17 protein-coding genes, 1 other RNA gene and 1 riboswitch are annotated in these 19114 nt (G+C 38.4%); of the genes, 17 read left to right on the top strand and 1 reads right to left on the bottom strand.

The genetic code is table 11. The features are described from left to right. The first annotated feature begins 1 nt into the window (after position 1). The 6 genes from WKK_RS04295 (at position 2) to WKK_RS04320 (ending at position 9874) form a co-directional block, all read left to right on the top strand. Positions 2–820, top strand: coding sequence for an SPFH domain-containing protein (locus tag WKK_RS04295; protein ID WP_006844879.1), 819 nt, complete (start codon positions 2–4; stop codon positions 818–820). Between the two features lie 58 nt (positions 821–878). Further along, a complete protein-coding gene (locus tag WKK_RS04300) occupies positions 879–1790 on the top strand; it encodes a quinone oxidoreductase family protein (RefSeq protein ID WP_013989581.1) in 912 nt (303 codons plus the stop codon). A 43-nt stretch (positions 1791–1833) separates the two neighbouring features. Beyond that, positions 1834–1930: riboswitch (purine riboswitch) on the top strand. Between the two features lie 78 nt (positions 1931–2008). Then, entirely contained in the window at positions 2009–2584 is a 576-nt protein-coding gene (locus WKK_RS04305; protein WP_013989582.1) for a xanthine phosphoribosyltransferase, read from the top strand. Positions 2585–2724: 140 nt separating this feature from the next. Continuing rightward, positions 2725–4614 (top strand): M13-type metalloendopeptidase, encoded by a 1890-nt coding sequence (locus WKK_RS04310; protein ID WP_006844882.1) that lies wholly within the window; start codon positions 2725–2727, stop codon positions 4612–4614. A 390-nt stretch (positions 4615–5004) separates the two neighbouring features. After that, on the top strand, positions 5005–7707 hold the full coding sequence (gene adhE / locus WKK_RS04315; RefSeq protein ID WP_006844884.1) for a bifunctional acetaldehyde-CoA/alcohol dehydrogenase: 2703 nt from the start codon (positions 5005–5007) through the stop codon (positions 7705–7707). 487 nt (positions 7708–8194) lie between these two features. Beyond that, positions 8195–9874 (top strand): FAD-dependent oxidoreductase, encoded by a 1680-nt coding sequence (locus tag WKK_RS04320; RefSeq protein WP_013989583.1) that lies wholly within the window; start codon positions 8195–8197, stop codon positions 9872–9874. Positions 9875–9976: 102 nt separating this feature from the next. Here the strand turns inward: WKK_RS04320 and WKK_RS04325 are convergent, their stop codons facing one another. Next, complete coding sequence (locus WKK_RS04325) at positions 9977–10576, bottom strand: TrmH family RNA methyltransferase (protein ID WP_006844887.1); 600 nt, start codon at positions 10574–10576, stop codon at positions 9977–9979. A gap of 187 nt (positions 10577–10763) precedes the next feature. Between WKK_RS04325 and WKK_RS04330 the strand changes: the two genes are divergently transcribed. From WKK_RS04330 to holB, 11 genes are all read left to right on the top strand, one after another. Further along, entirely contained in the window at positions 10764–11597 is an 834-nt protein-coding gene (locus WKK_RS04330) for an energy-coupling factor ABC transporter ATP-binding protein (RefSeq protein ID WP_013989584.1), read from the top strand. Next, complete coding sequence (locus WKK_RS04335) at positions 11573–12439, top strand: energy-coupling factor transporter ATPase (protein ID WP_006844889.1); 867 nt, start codon at positions 11573–11575, stop codon at positions 12437–12439. Before WKK_RS04330 ends, WKK_RS04335 begins: the two co-directional genes overlap by 25 nt. Beyond that, the gene (locus WKK_RS04340; protein WP_013989585.1) at positions 12432–13235 is read left to right on the top strand and encodes an energy-coupling factor transporter transmembrane component T family protein; all 804 of its coding nucleotides are present in this window, start codon (positions 12432–12434) and stop codon (positions 13233–13235) included. The genes WKK_RS04335 and WKK_RS04340 overlap by 8 nt, the downstream gene beginning before the upstream one ends. A gap of 30 nt (positions 13236–13265) precedes the next feature. Continuing rightward, positions 13266–14015, top strand: coding sequence for a tRNA pseudouridine(38-40) synthase TruA (gene truA, locus WKK_RS04345; RefSeq protein WP_006844891.1), 750 nt, complete (start codon positions 13266–13268; stop codon positions 14013–14015). A 31-nt stretch (positions 14016–14046) separates the two neighbouring features. Beyond that, positions 14047–14132: signal recognition particle sRNA small type (ffs, locus tag WKK_RS07095), an RNA gene on the top strand. 135 nt (positions 14133–14267) lie between these two features. Next, positions 14268–16007 carry a DNA polymerase III subunit gamma/tau gene (gene dnaX, locus WKK_RS04350; protein WP_013989586.1) on the top strand — a complete coding sequence of 580 codons (1740 nt, stop codon included), beginning with the start codon at positions 14268–14270 and terminating at the stop codon, positions 16005–16007. A gap of 36 nt (positions 16008–16043) precedes the next feature. Further along, entirely contained in the window at positions 16044–16643 is a 600-nt protein-coding gene (recR, locus tag WKK_RS04355; protein WP_006844893.1) for a recombination mediator RecR, read from the top strand. Then, a complete protein-coding gene (locus WKK_RS04360) occupies positions 16643–16906 on the top strand; it encodes a YaaL family protein (RefSeq protein ID WP_006844894.1) in 264 nt (87 codons plus the stop codon). The genes recR and WKK_RS04360 overlap by 1 nt, the downstream gene beginning before the upstream one ends. A 12-nt stretch (positions 16907–16918) precedes the next feature. Further along, a complete protein-coding gene (gene tmk, locus WKK_RS04365) occupies positions 16919–17563 on the top strand; it encodes a dTMP kinase (RefSeq protein WP_013989587.1) in 645 nt (214 codons plus the stop codon). 3 nt (positions 17564–17566) lie between these two features. Beyond that, on the top strand, positions 17567–17896 hold the full coding sequence (locus tag WKK_RS04370; RefSeq protein ID WP_006844896.1) for a cyclic-di-AMP receptor: 330 nt from the start codon (positions 17567–17569) through the stop codon (positions 17894–17896). A gap of 160 nt (positions 17897–18056) precedes the next feature. Beyond that, complete coding sequence (holB, locus tag WKK_RS04375) at positions 18057–19067, top strand: DNA polymerase III subunit delta' (protein ID WP_013989588.1); 1011 nt, start codon at positions 18057–18059, stop codon at positions 19065–19067. Positions 19068–19114 lie beyond the last annotated feature (47 nt).

A 19114-nucleotide genomic window follows, 5' to 3' on the forward strand; every position in this document is an offset into this window, starting at 1 on the left:
AATGCCTTTTGGAATTAAGATCGTACCGCAAAACAATGTAGGCTTACGAGAGAATTTAGGAAAATACAGCGTCACGGTTGATTCTGGGATTCAATTTTACGTACCGATTTTTCAAAAAATTCGGCGTGTTAGCATGGCAATGAGCCCTTTAAGATTGCCAAACTATTCTGTGATAACAAAAGATAATGCAGATGTTTCTGCCAGTGTTACCTTGAATTATCATGTGACTGATGCGGTTAAGTACATGTATGAGAATACAGATTCTGTAGAATCAATGGCTCAATTGGTTCGGGGACATCTGCGCGATATCATTGGAAGAATGGAATTGAATGAAGCATTGGGATCCACAGCGCTCATCAATCAAGAATTAAGTATTGCGATTGGTGACTTAACTAATACTTATGGCATTAATGTGGATCGAATTAATATTGATGAATTAACTCCATCACGAGCCATTCAAGAAGCGATGGATAAACAATTAACGGCTGATCGAGAACGGGTTGCTGCAATTGCTGCTGCCGAAGGGCAAGCTCGTTCGATTGATTTAACGACCAAGGCAAAAAATGATGCTTTGATGTCGACAGCTAAGGCAGAGGCTGACGCAACTAAAACACGGGCTGATGCTGAAAAATATAGAATTGATACTATTCAAGAAGCTTTGAAAAGCGCCGATCAAAAATATTTTCAAAATCAGTCCATTGAAGCTTTTAAGACTTTGGGCGAAAACCCTGCTAATACGGTAGTGGTTCCCAGTGATCAAGCTCACGAATATGGACAAATTCCGGTGATTGGAAAGTTGTTAAAAGATCAATTAAATTAGTAACTATAATAATTAAATCATTTAAAAATGACCGTTTTAAGGTGAAAGGAGCTTTATAATGAAAGCAATTCAGATTGAACAATTTGGTGATGTCGATGAAATGAAAATGCAAGATGTCGATATTCCTGTTCTGGGCAAGCAACAAATTTTAGTACAAAATAATGCAGTGGCAATTGATCCATATGATATTAAATACGTCATGGGAGAATATGGGCCTAATGATACTTGGCCAGTCATTCCTGGATCTAGTGTAGCGGGAACTGTGATGGAATTTGGTGCTGAGGTAACCGATTTTAACCTTGGGGATCGAGTAGTTGCAACTCGACATTTAAAAACTTATGCAGAAATGGTTCCAGTAGCACAATCAGCCTTAGCGAAAATACCTGATGAAATTTCAGATGAGATAGCCGTGGCGGCTGCTTTAGGGGCTGCAACAGGATATCAAATGATTATTGAAAAACTAGCGGTGCAAGCCGGTGAACGAGTTTTGATTCACGGTGGGGCAGGTCAAGTCGGTGCTATGGCGATTCAAGTAGCTTTACTACAAGGCGCACAAGTTGTTGCGACAGCTAGTCCTGATGATTTTGAGTTTGTGCGTAGTTTAGGGGTAGAGGAAGTTTTAGATTATCATAAACTGAGTTGGGAATCATTAGCACCGTTTGATGCCATCTTAGATCCCATTGGTGGTCAGATGACTGAAAAGTCCGTTAAAGTGTTAAAGATGCATGGACGTTTGAAAACTTTAGGTATGATCCCAGAAACATTACAAAGTGGAGCCGATGTTGAGTCCGTTTATGCAGATATTAAACGGCCTACGTTGGAACGAGTTTTAGCTTTATTGGCGAAGAAGCAGGTTGAAATTCGTTTGGGGGATGTTCTGCCCTTTACGGAAAAAAATATTAGGCAAGCTCACGTGGTCGGACGACAACATACTTTGCATGGAAAAACAGTTTTAAAGTTTACAGAGTAAATTAAGGTTGCTTAATTGTTGATTTTAATTTATATTGTATTAATCAGATTAATAAACTTAACCTAGTATAATCGTTGGAGAATGGCTAACGAGATCTACCTGCACCTAAGCTGCGGACTACTAGTTTTAAGGGATGAGTCCATTCAATTATGGGCTCATTTTTTTATTTTAAATTAAATCCGGATATTAACGCATATGAAATTAGAGGAGTTGGATTAATGAAGTTATTAGAAGAACGAATTAAGCAAGATGGTCGTGTCATTGGGACGGAAGTCCTCAAAGTAGATAATTTTTTGAACCATCAAGTTGATCCTGCCTTAATGGAAGCTATGGGACAAGAATTTGCTCGTTTATTTAAAGATGAAAAAATTGATCGCATTTTAACGGTTGAATCATCTGGGATTGCACCGGCAGTCTTTACCGCATTAGCCTTAAATGTTCCGATGGTTTTTGCTCGTAAGAAGCAGTCACTAACTTTAACGGATGATAATTATGTTGCTGATGTATATTCGTTTACGAAACAAGAAACTAATCATATTATCGTTGATAAGCGCTTTATTCAAGCGGGTGAACGGATTCTATTGATTGATGACTTTTTAGCAAATGGTCAGGCGGTCCAAGGAATGTTAGAAATTGCTAAGGCTGCCCAAGCCGAAGTAGTTGGGGCGGGAATTGTCATTGAAAAGACCTTCCAAAAAGGAAGAGCGCTCTTGAATGAGCAAGGGCTTAAAGTCGAGTCTCTTGCACGGATTCAAGCTTTTGAAGATGGTAAAGTTATCTTTGCTGAGGCATAGCTTAAATTAAAAACAATATACTAGATGATATAAAAAAACGACGTACTTGGAGCTTGTTTGTTAGCCGTAAAAGGGTCGTTTTTTATTTACTGTAAAGAGCGTATAATTTGACATACAGTTCGGATAGAAAAGGTGAAAAAATGCGAAAACAAGATGATTTTTATGCAGCAATTAATGGTACATGGGAAGAACAAGCTGAAATTCCAGCTGACAAGCCCCGAACAGGAGGGTTTAATGATCTTAGTGATGCAATTGAGGAGCTAATGTTAGCAACCTCTGATCAATGGCAAGCTGGTGAAAATTTACCAGATGATGTCGTTTTAAGAAATTTCATTAAATTACATCATTTAACTACTGATCAAGCTCGGCGTAATGAAGTGGGATTAGCTCCAGTTAAAGACATTCTTCAACAAATTTCGGCGCTGAATTCTTTTGATGAATATACCCAAAATATTGCACGTTTTGAAAAACTAGCTTGGCCAAATGCCATGCCATTTGGGATCGCACCTGATTTTAAAGATGCTCGGACCAATGTTTTATGGGCTGATGCACTGGGAACGATTTTACCTGACACAACTTATTATGAACCTGGGCATGAAAAAGGGGCGGAACTATTAGCTGCTTATCGTGAAACCACATTACCAATTTTAATGAAGTTTGGTTACACAGAAACCGAAGCCCAAACCTTATTGGATCAAAATATTGCTTTGGATGCTCGGATTGCCAAATATGTATTATCAAATGAAGAAAATGCTGAATATGCCAAGTTATATCATCCTTATCAATGGGATCAATTTAAGGCTTTGGTACCGAATTTGCCTTTAGCAGATTTTATGCAGGAAATGATTGGAAGCCAACCGGATCAGATTATTGTGCCAGAGGAACGTTTCTGGCAAAATGCTGATCAGTTCTATTCTGAAGAAGCTTGGCCATTATTGAAAGCACACTTATTGATTGATGCAATGCTGGACTATACTAGCGTCTTGACCGATGAAATGCGTATCATGGGTGGCGCCTATGGCCGTATTATTAGTGGGACACCTGAACCTAGTTCAACTAAAAAGGCAGCTTATTATTTGGCAGCAGGACCATACAGTCAAGCACTGGGATTATGGTATGCTCAAAATAAATTCTCGTCAGATGCTAAAAAAGACGTAGAATTGAAAGTTTCCACAATGATTGATGTATATAAGGAACGTTTGGAGAATAATAGTTGGTTAGCAGAACAGACGCGTCAAAAAGCCATCAAGAAGTTAGATACGATTGTGGCACATATTGGTTATCCAAATGAATTACCACAACGTTACTATGATAAGGTGATTGATGAAAACAAGAGTTTGTTTGATAATTTCCAAACTTTGAGTGAACAATCAATTCAATATGAATGGGCTAAATGGAATCAACCTGTCGACCGAACGGAATGGCATATGCCAGCCCATATGGTTAACGCTTATTATGATCCCCAACAAAATCAAATTGTCTTTCCAGCAGCTATTTTACAAGCGCCATTTTATGATCTAAAACAAAGTTCATCAGCCAATTATGGCGGAATTGGGGCAGTTATTGCCCATGAAATTTCGCATGCTTTTGACACTAATGGAGCGTCATTTGATGAAAATGGAAGTTTAAATAATTGGTGGTTGCCTGAAGATTATGCTGCCTTTGAAGAACGAACCCAAGCGGTAATTGATCAATTTGATGGTTTGGAATCATATGGGGTTAAAGTTAATGGTAAATTGACTGTTTCAGAAAATGTTGCTGACTTAGGTGGTTTATCTGCAGCATTAGCAGCTGCAAAACGAGATGCTGATTTTTCAGCTAAATCATTTTTCATAAATTGGGCTACTATTTGGCGGATGAAAGCACGTCCTGAATTTATGCAGATGATGGCTAGCGTCGATGTACACGGACCTGCCAAATTGCGGGTTAATGTACAAGTTGCTAATTTTGATGAGTTCTTTCAAACTTTCGATGTAGAGAAGGAAGATCAGATGTGGCGAGATCCAGCGCAACGAATTCAAATTTGGTAAAAATAAAAAGGCTAAGGCAATATGACCTTAGCTTTTTTTGTAGGGGTTAACCTCAAAGAAGGCCTACGATGGTCAATTAGGTTTGGGTAAAATATTTAAAAATTTGAACTAGATGTCCAAATTAATTTAAATATACGAATTTTATTTATCCACTTTATGAATTTTATTTCACAAAGTTTAAAAAATAACGAGTGGGTGAAAATGTTAATGAAAGCGCTATCAAATTAAAACGTTTCACAAATTCTACTTCTAATCCTTATTTAATCAGCACTTTGCGTTGATTATCATGCTGAATTGGTGTTGACAAAAAGATTATACTTGATATAATTAACATTGTTAATAAATACACAAATGAAAATAAATAAGCGAACATATATGGGAGAAGTTAACATGGCTGAAACAAAAGCACCGAAAAAAGCAAAAAAAGTCTTAACACCCGAAGAAAAAGCAGCGCGTATGGACGCCGCTGTTAAAATGACTGGGGAATTAGTTGAAAAGGCCCAGAAAGCTGCAGTAGAGTTTTCAACATATACGCAAGAACAAGTTGATAAAATTGTTGCTGCGATGGCCTTAGCTGGTTCAGAAAATTCATTGCTACTAGCTCACGAAGCTGTTGAAGAGACAGGCCGTGGAGTAGTGGAAGACAAGGATACTAAGAATCGCTTCGCCTCAGAGTCAGTTTATAATGCAATCAAGAATGACAAGACTGTTGGTGTCATCAATGAAGATCGTGTAACTGGTAAAGTTGAATTAGCTGCTCCACTTGGGGTTTTAGCTGGAATCGTTCCTACGACTAATCCAACTGCAACATCAATTTTCAAATCAATGTTGACAGCAAAGACTCGTAATACGATTGTTTTCGCTTTCCATCCACAAGCTCAAAAGTCTTCAGCACATGCAGCTAAAATCGTTTATGATGCTGCCGTTGCTGCTGGAGCGCCAGAAAACTTCATTCAATGGATTGAAAAGCCTTCACTTGAAGGAACTACTGCTTTGATTAAGAATCCAGGAATTGCCTCAATTTTGGCTACTGGTGGTCCTTCAATGGTTCACGCAGCCTTGACTTCAGGTAACCCATCAATGGGTGTTGGAGCCGGTAACGGAGCTGTTTATATTGATGCAACTGCTGATGTTAAGCGGGCTGTTGAAGACTTGTTGTTGTCAAAGCGTTTTGACAACGGAATGATCTGTGCTACTGAAAACTCAGTTGTTGTTGCTAAGGAAGTTTATCCTGCCTTCATGAAGCAAATGCAAGAGCAAGGTGCTTACTTGGTACCTGCTAAGGATCACGAAAAGCTAGCTGAAGGAGTCTTCGTCAAGAATGCTTCTGGTTACGGGGTTCAAGGTCCAGTTGCTGGAATGTCTGGTCAAAACATCGCTAAGCGCGCAGAGATCAAGGTTCCTGCTGACAAAGATGTTTTGATGTTTGAACTTGATAAGAAAAATATCGGTGAGGCCTTATCATCAGAAAAGCTTAGCCCATTATTGTCAGTTTACCAAGCTGGTTCACGTGAAGAAGGAATTGAAATTGTTCGCGCATTATTGAACTACCAAGGTGCTGGACATAACGCTGCTATCCAAATTGGGGCGCAAGATGACCCATTTGTAAAGCAGTATGCTGACGCTGTTGAAGCATCACGAATTTTGGTTAACCAACCAGATTCAATTGGTGGTGTTGGAGATATCTATACTGATGCTTTGCGTCCATCATTGACGCTTGGTACTGGATCATGGGGGAAGAATTCATTGTCACACAATCTTTCAACTTACGATTTGCTAAATATCAAGACGGTTGCCCGTCGTCGTAATCGTCCACAATGGGTTCGCTTGCCTAAGGATATTTACTACGAATCAAACTCAATTACTTACTTACAAGACTTAGAAAACGTTTCACGTGCCTTTATTGTTGCTGATCCTGGAATGGTTCAATTTGGCTTTGTAGATAAGATCTTAGACCAATTTAATTTAAGTGCTACACCAGTGAAGACGTCATTGTATGGAACAGTACGCCCTGACCCAACTATCAGCCAAGCCGTTGATATTGCTCGTCAAATGGCAGCCTTTAAGCCAGATACTGTGATTGCATTAGGTGGAGGATCAGCTTTGGATGCCGGTAAGATTGCTCGCTTCTTGTACGAGTATTCAGTTTCTCACCCAGGCATCTTGGAAGATGATCAAGCTTTGATGTCATTGTTTGGAAAGTTGCAACAAAAGTTTATGGATATCCGTAAGCGAATTGTTAAGTTTGAACAAGCTAGTTCAACCCAATTAGTTGCTATTCCAACAACATCAGGAACTGGATCAGAAGTGACACCATTCGCAGTCATTACGGATGATGAAACTCACGTTAAGTATCCTTTGGCTGACTATGAATTGACACCACAAGTTGCGATTGTTGATCCAGAATTTGTTATGACGGTGCCAAAGCGTACAGTTGCTTATTCAGGAATGGATGCATTGTCACACGCACTGGAATCATACGTTTCAGTAATGTCTTCAGAATTCACTCGCCCATGGGCTTTGCAAGCAATTAAGTTAGTCTTTGAAAACTTAGTTACATCATACAATTATGATCCAAGTCACCCAACACTTGAAGGGCGTGAAGCTCGTACTAAGATGCACTACGCCTCAACTTTGGCTGGTCAATCATTTGCGAATGCTTTCCTTGGAGTAAATCATTCACTTGCTCACAAGACTGGTGGAGAATTCGGTTTGCCACACGGATTGGCTATCACAATTGCAATGCCACATGTTATTAAGTTTAATGCGGTGACTGGTAACGTTAAGCGTACACCATTCCCACGTTATGAAACTTATACAGCCCAAAAGGACTATGCTGATATTGCTCGTTACCTTGGTTTGAAGGGACAAACTGATGCCGAATTGGTTGATGCTTTGTTAGCTGAAATCAAGAAATTGACTGATGCATTGGATATTGATGTTACTTTGTCAGGTAACGGAGTTTCTAAGAAAGACTTAGAAGGATCAGTTGATAAGTTAATGGATTTGGTTTACAACGACCAATGTACTCCAGGAAATCCTCGTCAACCACGTTTGGAAGAAATTCGTCAACTTTTGATGGATCAATTCTAATCAAATAAGAATCAAAAAATGCTAAAAAGCTCATATAAGGAACTGATTAAATAATCGCATTTTACCAATTTGGGTGAAGTTGAGATAAAACCTTGAGTTTTTGAACATATTAGAGAGAGGCTGGGGCTTTTGTTCCAGCCTCTTTTATCATAATAAAAGACTAAAATATGATGAAATATAGTGCTCATTATTAAATGTTAAAAGATGCTAAATTTAAGGTTGAAACGTTATGATTAAAATGATTAGGTCCTTTGTGAACCTAGATTATTGAAAATCAATACTGTCTCATATAATAATCCCCGTTTCGGTCTGAAATACGTTAAAATAAAAGAAAAAGGTTACGTTAGAATCAGGCTTAAACGAATTGATTGAAATGGGATAAAAGTTAAACGTTATTATCCGTAAATATAAAGTTAAAAATGATCTAAAATGCTTTATTAAATTTAAGCGACAGTATTTTAAAGTGAGAATGAGCGAGGGGAAACTGATGAAGAAGCGTATTGTAATTGTTGGAGCTGGTTATGCTGGAGTTATGACGGCTCGTAAATTAGCTAACCAATTTAATCAAAAATCAGAATATGAAATAGTTTTGATTGATGAGCATCCCTTTTTCACGTACCGTACGAGTTTACATGAAGTGGCGACTAAGCGGATTGAACCTAACGCCGTACAATTTGATTTACGACAGCTTTTTATGCATCAAAAAAACGTTAAGATTGTGACAGCACGGGTTGAAAATATTGATGCAAATCAACATATCATTCATACCTCGATAGGACAGGTGGATTATAATAAGTTGATTTGGGCTGGTGGTGTTGAGGCACGGTCTGATGTTCCTGGAGTGAATGAATATGGTTTTCCGTTTTGGAGCTTGGACCAAGCAACTTCTCTGCGAGTACATATAGAAGAAGTCATTCGGCAAGGCGCAATTGAATTAGATGAAGATATTCGACAGCAAAAATTACGGCTCGTTGTGGTTGGTGGCGGTTATCTGGGGGTTCAAATTCTTGGTGAACTACTGGATGAACGTAGAATTTTGGCTAAAGCGAACCAACTTCGTAATCGCGAAATTGAATTAACCTTAGTCGAATCTAAAGCCGAAATATTATCAGATTTAGATGATGCTCGGGTTAGTCATAAAGTTGAAAATTACTTAAGGCATCAAGGCGTCAAGGTTTACAAAAAGAAAGCTGTATCAGAAATTTTTGAAGATCATTTAGTATTGAATGACGGTGATAAGATTATGACTAATACCGTTATTTGGGCTGGTGGTACGCAGGGTCGAACGCAAATGACTGAATTGGATTTAAGTCAAGATGAAGAACGACATCTGCAAGTTACACCTGAAATGCGGATTCAGGATCAAGCTGATATTTATGCATTGGGTGACTCAGTGATTCAGCCTTTGCCAGCGCATTTAAAAGAACGGAAGGGTTCAGAAACCTTAATGCCTAAACGTGGTGAACATCGTTATTTCTGGCCTCAAAATGTGCATAATGCAGTCAATCAATCAGGTAAATTAGCCAATAATATTGCGGTTAAATTATTAAATCATGGAGATTTAAGTGCTTTTAAACCGAAAAGTCAACGGATTTTTATTTCTGTTGGATCACGGTATGGGGTCGCGATTTTTAAAAATCGTTTAGCGGTAACTGGATTTTGGGCACGTGAGTTTAAGCATTTAAGCAATTTACATTTTTTGGCCCAATTGGGATCAACTTATCAAATACATCAATACTTAAAGCGTGAAATTTTCTCAACGCCGCAACATATGATTTCTGGACAAGGAAATGTTTCCAATGTCGGAAATACCTTGTGGTCTTTGCCGTTACGTTTAGCGACGGGAATATTTTTGATTATTACTGGGGTTGCGATTGGAGGGGGAATTGGTTCTATCTTTGCGGGAGTAGGAATGGCCCTGTTCTTTGGATTTATGACCACAATTGCTGGCTTTATGACTTTTTTGTTGTCGCTTGTAATGCTGGGAACTTCTTTTTCAATTTCAGCGTTGCTACTCCCCTTTGTCGGAATTGCTTTGATGAATGGTGCCGGACGTTCATTTGGGGTTGACTACTGGTTAGTTCCATTTATTCAAAAGAATTTAGGAATATTTATTACTGGTGATAGTCAAGCTAGCTATAATGACTTGGAAGATGAAAAAAGATAAAATTAGTATTTATAATATAATTAAAAAGGGAGCTCGGATTTTTCCAGGCTCCCTTATGATATATTGCAAGAATCTTTAAATTAAAATTACTGCTTATTTATGTTATAGGTTGGGGTGTTGAGCAGCATAAAAAGCTAGGACAATTCCGTGAGCGACTGAAACGTTGAGTGAACGAACGCTTCCTGCTTGGGGAATATAGAGCATTGCATCAGAAGCTTTAATTAATTCATCAGCGAGGCCAATTTGTTCTTCACCAAAAATGAAGGCTGCCTTTTTAGCTAATTTGGTTTCAAAAAGGTTGGTTGGTTGGTAAGATTCAATGTTATCAATCGCGTAAATGGTATATCCTTCAGCATGTAGTTGATCAAAAATAACTTGATAATCGGTTACTCGATGATGTTCAATATGTTCGTAGTTATATGTTCCAACTGATCCACGACGATCCCATTTTTTTGAACCCTCTGGTCGATCGGGGAAAGATTGATTAACTGGATTAAGGAATATTAATTTGCGAGTCGCAAAAGCATTGCTATTACGTACGGCTGTAGCCTTGTTAAAATCATGCGTTAAATTTTGCATGATTGAAACGGCTTCATTACGTTTTTCATCCAAATCTGCTCGAATGGCTTCATCAGACATATTTTTATAATAATCAGTGACATTCCGATAATCATTGGAATGGTTTAAATCGATTTCAGACATAGTTAATTTTTACCTCGTTTAAATTAAATTCGAAGGCACTACCTTTTAAACTAGTGAAGATTGATTCATCAAAAATCAAATAAGCTAGAATAAACACAGTACGATACTCTTATTGTAACAAGAAGCTAATGATATTTGGTAGAATATCGTAGAGATTAAAATTAAAATTTTTAAGGATGTATGAATTATGATTGAGATTAAAAATTTAACATATACATATCCTAATCGCTCCGAACCGGCGTTAGAACAATTAAACTTTAACATTGAAAAGGGGGAATGGGTGGCAGTAATTGGTCATAATGGTTCTGGAAAGTCGACATTGGCCAAATTATTGACCGGTCTTTTGAATACACAATCTGGTCAGATTAAAGTTAATCAATTAGTAATTAATGAAGAAAATATTTATGAAATTAGAGATCTTGTTGGGATGGTTTTCCAAAATCCAGATAATCAATTTGTCGGTGCCACGGTTGAAGATGATGTCGCCTTTGGGTTGGAAAATAGACAAGTTAAACGCGAAGAGATGTATCAACGAGTTCAAAATGCATTAAAACGGGTTGGGATGCAAGATTTTGCTACAAGGGAACCGGCTCATTTATCTGGTGGGCAAAAGCAGCGGGTTGCTTTAGCGAGTGCTTTGGTAATTGAACCAAAAATTTTGATTTTAGATGAAGCTACCGCTATGTTAGATCCTAAAGGCCGCCGGGAAATGATTGAATTAGTACGTAATCTTAAGGCGGAACTAGGTGATGAATTGACAGTTATTTCAATTACACATGATATTGATGAAGCGGCGCACGCTGATAACGTGATTGTGATTAATGATGGAAAGTTAGTAGAGATGGGTCAACCAGATCAGGTTTTCAATAATGCTGAAAAACTAATTCAATTAGGATTAAATGTTCCATTTGCGGAACAACTCAAAGTTAAGCTGGCACAGCGTGGGATTAAAGTGCCGACAACTTATGAAACAATGGATGGGATGGTGGATTGGATATGGCAATCAATTTCCAAGAAGTAGGTTTTACCTACCAAGTTGAGTCACCTTTTGCTGTGCCAGGCGTACATGATGTTAACTTTACGATCCCAAAGCAGCAATTTACGGCTGTGATTGGGCATACTGGTTCGGGAAAATCGACAATGTTGCAATTGTTGGACGGATTGATTTTACCGCAGAGTGGTAAAATTGAAATCTTAGATCAAATGGTCACGCCAGAAACGAAATTAGCAGCTACGAATGAAATTCGCCGCCATGTGGGAATGGTTTTTCAGTTCCCTGAGGCACAATTATTTGAGGCGACCGTCTTAGAAGATGTGATGTTTGGCCCTAAAAATTTTGGTCATAGTTCTGAAGAAGCCAAAACTTTAGCATTAAAAGCATTACGTCTGGTTGGTATGCCTGAAAAATTTGATGATCAATCACCTTTTGATTTATCAGGTGGTCAGATGCGTCGGGTGGCTATTGCAGGAGTGCTAGCGTTAGAACCGGAAATTTTGGTTCTCGATGAACCAACAGCGGGTTTGGATCCACAAGGTCAACAAGAACTGATGGCGCTATTTGCACAATTGCAACACGAATATGGAATGACAATTATTTTGGTAACCCATCAAATGGAATTTGTAGCACAATATGCACAACATGTTTTAGTATTTGAACATGGAACAGTTATTAAAACGGGAACGCCTGAAGAAGTCTTTTCAAATCAGCAATGGTTACAAACAAAACAATTAGATGTTCCGATGGCTAAGGCTTTCGCAGATCGATTAGAGAACAAAGGTATTAAACTCGAACATGTGTTAAACCTTGACGCTCTAGCTGATCAATTGGCGCAAAAAATAAGGGAGGCCAACAAAAATGTTTAGTAAAATTTTGATTGGTCGTTATTTGCCGGGTGATTCAGTGATTCATCGTTTAAATGCACGAGTTAAGTTGGTTTTGAGTATTGCCTTTATTTTTATGATTTTCTTAGCAACTAATTGGCCAGGCTATCTTCTTGCGACGGCTATTACTTTATTAGTAGTGAGCTTAACTAAACTGGGCTTTGGTGTTTTCTTGCGGGGTGTGCGGCCTTTGATTTTTCTAATGCTGTTTACCACTGTTTTGCAAATTTTATTTGTGACAACTGGTCATGTTTTGTGGTCATGGGGTTGGTTGAAGATCACTAGCGATGGATTAGTTAACGGGGTAGCTATTTTTATCCGTTTTATGTTAATTATTATGTTTTCTACGGTCTTAACATTGACGACGACACCATTAGATATTGCAGATGCGCTTGAAACGTTATTGCGTCCCTTACAAAAAATCAAAGTTCCAGTCGCCGAGTTAGCTCTAATGGTTTCGATCGCATTGCGCTTTGTACCAACTCTATTGGATGAAGCAGAAATGATTATTAATGCTCAACGAGCGCGAGGTGTTTTGTTCAATGAGGGGAGTCTGGTGAAACGAGCGAAAGCTTTTATTCCAGTGTTGATCCCGTTGTTTATTAATGCAATTAAACGGGCTATTGAATTAGGGGATGCAATGGAGGTGCGCGGCTACCGAGTAGGGGTCGAACGTTCTAAATATCGGATGCAAAGTTGGCACAAAATTGATTCTTGGGCAGTAATAATTTTTATTGTTTTTGCGATCTTATTATTTGTTTTTTATCTAATTTTTTAAAATTTATCTGAAATGAAGGAGGGATATAAGATGCCAAGATATCGTGCTATTGTTGCCTATGATGGAACCGACTTTTCTGGTTGGCAAGTTCAACCAAGTAAACGAACGGTGCAAGGAGAATTAGAAAAAGCTGTGAATAGAATGGCTAAAAATCCGGAACAACCAATTCGAGTTCAGGGGTCTGGTCGAACGGATGCTGGGGTCCACGCTTTAGGTCAAGTAGCCCATTTTGATTTACCTTTTGATATTCCCGAAAGTGGGGTTCGTAAAGGACTTGCGACGATGCTACCCTTTGATATTGAAATAAAAAAAGTAGAGAAAGTTGATGCCGACTTTCATGCTCAATATAGTGCACATACCAAAACGTATCAGTATCGTTTATCAAATCGTGCTTTTCGGGACCCATTTAAACGCAATTATACTGGATATTGGCCGCGTCGGATTGATCCTAGTAAAATTGAAATGGCGATAAATGATTATTTAGGTGAACACGATTGGCAAAGTTTTGCGGCTTCTGGATTTCAGGCTAAAACCACAATCCGGACGGTCACGGCTGTTAAATTCATGAATGATGTTGAGCATGAGGAATTGATTTTTGAATTTACGGGAACCGGATTTTTGTATAATCAAATTCGAATTATGGTCGGCGTTTTATTAGAAATTGGTGGTGGGAGTCGCCCAGTTGATGATATCCCACGTCTATTAGCTCAAAAAGATCGACAACAAGCCCGATTAACAGCTCCAGCTAGTGGTTTGTATCTTAAATCAGTTGATTATTAAAACTAGAATGTGTTATAATATTTATGTCGAAAGACAAGGGCAAGTTTGCACTTCGAACCGTGTCAGGGTCGGAAGGCAGCAGCACTAAGGAGATCGTGGACTGTGCCTTATATATGAAATTTAACAAGAGGTTCGGAAATTTATGTTCCGAGCCTCTTTTTGTAAACATTTTTATAAAATAATTAGTTTTAAACTAGCAAAATTTTGGTAGAATAAAGGGTAAGATTATAAATTAAAAGGGGAGGGTCGCAAATGGCTTATCAAGCACTTTATCGGACCTGGCGTCCACAAAAATTTGCCGATATGGTTGGTCAAGAGGTGGTTACAAAGACCCTCCGGAATGCTTTAATAACTGAACAAATTTCGCATGCTTATCTATTTACTGGACCTCGAGGAACAGGAAAAACTTCTGCGGCCAAAATTTTTGCAAAAGCCGTTAATTGTTTACATCCAGTTGATGGTGAGGCTGATGGAACTTGTGAAATTTGCCAGGCAATTGATCAAGGAACATTAGGTGATATTATCGAATTAGATGCTGCATCTAATAATGGAGTGGATGAAATCCGAGAAATCCGAGAAGATGTTAATTATGCACCTACTTTGGCTAAATATAAGGTCTATATCATTGATGAGGTTCATATGTTGTCAACGGGGGCATTTAATGCTTTATTGAAAACTTTGGAAGAACCACCAGCAAATGTTATTTTTATTTTAGCCACTACGGAACCACAAAAAATTCCGGCAACGATTATTTCAAGAACACAACGATTTGATTTCAAAAGAATTGATGCCAATGCAGCCTATGAACGGATGGTATATATTCTAAATCAACGTGGTAATAACTATGATGATACAGCGGTTAAGGTCATAGCTAATGCCGCTGATGGTGGAATGCGTGATGCCTTGAGTATTCTGGACCAGGCCCTTTCTTTTGGGAATGGAAATGTAACACTGGACAACGCTCTCTTAGTGACTGGATCGGTAACACAAACTTTGTTGGGTGAATATGTCATGGCTTTGGTAGAACACGATTCTAAACGAGCTTTAGCTAAGTTAACAGAGGTGTTAACTGACGGTAAAGATGCTGGACGTTTTATTGAGGATCTAATCAGTTATGCCCGCGACTTATTGTTGAATACTGAGGCACCTGATTTAATTTCATTGGTACCTGATGATAATTTTAAACAATTGGCCCAAGAGCAAAAGGCTGATACTTGGTATCAAATGATTGATGTACTTAGTGAAACCCAACAACAACTACGATTTACTAATCGTCCTAGTATTTACTTGGAAGTATTAACCGTTAAATTGAGTCGTTTAAACCAGGCTGGAGTTGCTGAACCACAAGCAGTGGTAGCAGGAAATTCCGCCACAAATGTACACGCAAATACTGAAGCTACGCTGAAACCCTTAGATGATTCCAATGATGGTACTGTGATTGAGACCGATAACGTCGCACCTGTTGCTGAGCAGCCTATTAGAATTGCACATAAGGCAAGTACAGAGAAGAAGCATATTTTTGAAGTGCTAGATGCTGCCACACGTGGTGATTTGAATCGTTTACAAGCAGCTTGGGCAGATATTTTAGCTCAATTGAATGTTTCACAAAAAGCTATTCTTAGTACTGCTAAACCGGTGGCCGCTTCGTCAAACGGTGTACTTTTAGGTTTTGACTTTGAAATTTTCCGTGATAAAACCAAAAAAGATCAAGGGCTGGTTGATCTTTTGAATGAACAAATTAGAAAGTTAACTGAAAGTAAAGATGAGAGAAACTTGGTCTTAGTGACCAACGAAGAATGGCCAGATATACGAAATCAATGGATTCAACAACATCGCAAAAATAAACCAGCAACTGAAAGTGCAGCAGCACCGGAAGCTGAATTAGCGGCCACTGATATTCCAGAACAAAATGAGAGCACCCAAGATCAAACGATTGTGCAAGCCGCTAAAGATTTATTTGGGGATGAGTTAGTTGAAGTGAAAGCTGATTAATTCAGCTTACTTGGTAGAATGCAAGGGGGAGATTTGATGCAGTATCCAGAACCAATTGCAAAATTAATAGATAGTTATACGAAACTACCTGGAATAGGGATTAAAACAGCAACACGTTTAGCATTTTATACCATTGATATGCAAGAAGAAGATGTAACCCATTTTGCGCAATCATTAATTTCAGCTAAGCGTGATTTAAAGTTTTGTAGTATCTGTGGAAATCTAACAGAAGAAGATCCTTGCTCAATCTGTCAGGATGAAACTCGTGATCCTTCGGTTGTTTTAGTGGTTGAAGAAGTGAAAGATTTAATGGCATTGGAAAACACTAATGAATTCCGAGGACGATACCATGTTTTACATGGTGTTTTGTCACCACTAGCAGGAAAAGGTCCTGATGATATCAATATCGATACGTTGGTCCAACGTTTGCAGAAAAATGAAGAAATTCAAGAAGTTATTGTTGGAACAAATGCCAATGCTGAAGGTGAGGCGACAGCGATGTATTTGAGCCGTCTTTTGAAACCAGCGGGAATCAAAGTATCTCGACTAGCCACTGGCTTGGCGGTTGGTAGTGATATCGATTATGCGGATGAAATTACATTGATTAAGTCCGTTGAGGGAAGGACGCAGATGTGATGTTTGGATTAAAGAAGCTAAAATTAAAACCGGAAGTTTACGATGCAGAATTGTTGGATGCAATTGATGATGCAAAATATGATTATGAAAAAGCTAAGGCATCAGAAATAGCCCTATTTGAAAGCGAAATTGATCCACGTTGGATCAAAGCACAAACGGCTTTTGCTAAACAAAAATATTTCTTCTTGTTACGCGCGGCCCGCACTAGAAAGATGAAGGGCCAATGGCAACGTTCGATTATTCGTTCGGAGCAATTAGATTAAGGAGACAAATCCATGGTTGGAAAATTTATTAGTTTTGAAGGACCTGAAGGCGCAGGTAAAACCAGTGTCTTGAAAGTTTTGATACCTCGTTTACAAGCGCAATATGGCGCGCGGCTATTGGTAACGAGAGAGCCTGGCGGAACTGATAATCCAGTTGCTGAAGCTATTCGTGATTTGGTTTTAAGTCCAGACTATCCTGCAATGGATATTAGAACTGAGGCTTTATTATATGCAGCATCACGTCGGGAACATGTACAAAAAACGATTAAACCAGCTTTGGCAGCTAATAAAATTATTTTGTCGGATCGATTTGTCGATAGTTCAATTGCTTACCAAGGGGCGGGGCGTGGAATTGGATTTGAAGCTGTCCGTAAATTAAATGATTTTGTTTTAGAAGGGTTCTTACCAGATTGCACGATCTATTTTGATATCCGCCCGGAAGTAGGTTTGGCTCGTATTAAAGCTCATCGTCAAAACGAGATCAATCGATTAGACCTTGATCCGATTGAATTTCATCAGCGAGTGAGTGCTGGATATCATCAGTTAGCTGAACAAGACCCAAAAAGAATTATTATAATTGATGCCGAACAACCGATGGAACAAGTCATTGAAGATGCTTGGCAAGTCGTTAACCGTATTTTGAAAATGGAGGAATAAACCATGAAAATGATTATTGCTGTGATACAAGATAAAGATGCGAACAAATTAGGAACTGCGTTTATTAAAAATAATATTCGGGCAACGCGAACAGCTACCTCTGGTGGATTTTTGCGTTCAGGAAATACTACTTTTATGATTGGAATTGAGGATGAACGAGTTGATGACGTGCTTGAGGTGATTAAAACTAATGCGAAAGCTCGGAAACAATTTATGGCACCCTCAGCCAGCTTGGACTTATCATTTGAAGCCACTACGGCAATGCCAATGGAGGTTCAGGTTGGTGGAGCAACAGTATTCGTTCAAGATATTGAACAATTCCATCATTTTTAAAGATCGATTGGTCAAATTCGTTTGAAATTATGATTTAACCTTGTTTTTTATTCTTTTTAATAGAAAATGAGGTTAAAAAATTAATTTTTGATTTTAATAAGAAAAGTATAATAACACTCATCCTATCTTTTAAAGGTTTAATAAAATTAAGGAGTAAAGCATGGAAGCTCAAGAAATTGTGAAACGCGCTTATTTGCAACAGTCAGCGCTCGTGGAGCGGTTAAAGCTGGCAATTGAGAGTCATCAGTTGGCCCATGCTTTTTTATTTACTGGTCCAAAAGGTCAGGGACAGTTGGATGTGGCAACTTGGTTGGCTATGCGATTAATGTGTGAACATCCACAAGCCAACGGGGATACGGATTTAACATGTTCTCATTGTCAAAGAATTGCTAATCATGAACACCCTGATGTAATTGAAGTAAAACCAGAAGGGCGTTCAATTAAAATTGACCAAATTCGGTACCTTAAAGATGAATTCAATAAAACTGCTGTCGAAGGAAAACAGAAAATTTTTATTATTAGTGCAGCTGATACTATGACGGATAATGCAGCAAATGGTTTGTTGAAATTTATTGAGGAACCAGTGGGGCAACAAACGGCTATTCTAATGGTTGAAAATCGCCAACAAGTTTTACCAACGATTGTTTCACGAACCCAAGTTATTGATTTTCATGCAATTGAACCGGTAGCTTATCAAGAGGCTTTGATGCAACTAGGTTATCCCAAAGAGCAGCTTGAATTAGTAGCTGCTTTGACGAATAGTTTGGAAGTAGCTGGAGAATGGCTAGTTGATGATTGGTTTAAAAAAAGTTATCAGGTTGTGATAGATTTGGTTGAAAGTATTTTAAGGCTAGATCCAAAAGCTTTTAATCAAGTTCAAATTAATTTGATGCCTTTAGCCCAAGATAAGAGTAAACAATTAGTATTATTAAATTTGTTAGCGTCTGCATGGCGTGATTTGCTTCTGTTATTGGATGGAGCGATTAGTGAGCCACGGATGATTGAAGCTAAACAATGGCTCAGTTTGGCACAATCATTTGGAATTGATCCGATTTTAAAGGTACAAGAAATCGTTCTGGAAGCTCCTAAATGGTTAAAGAGTAACATTAGTTTTCAAACGGTGGTTGAGACAATGATTTTAAAAAGCCAGTTCGGATTAGCAGCTAATTAAAATGATTAGATAAAATACTTTGATCAGTTAATCTCAGTAGGAATGGA

Source organism: Weissella koreensis KACC 15510, assembly GCF_000219805.1.
Lineage (GTDB): Bacteria > Bacillota > Bacilli > Lactobacillales > Lactobacillaceae > Weissella > Weissella koreensis.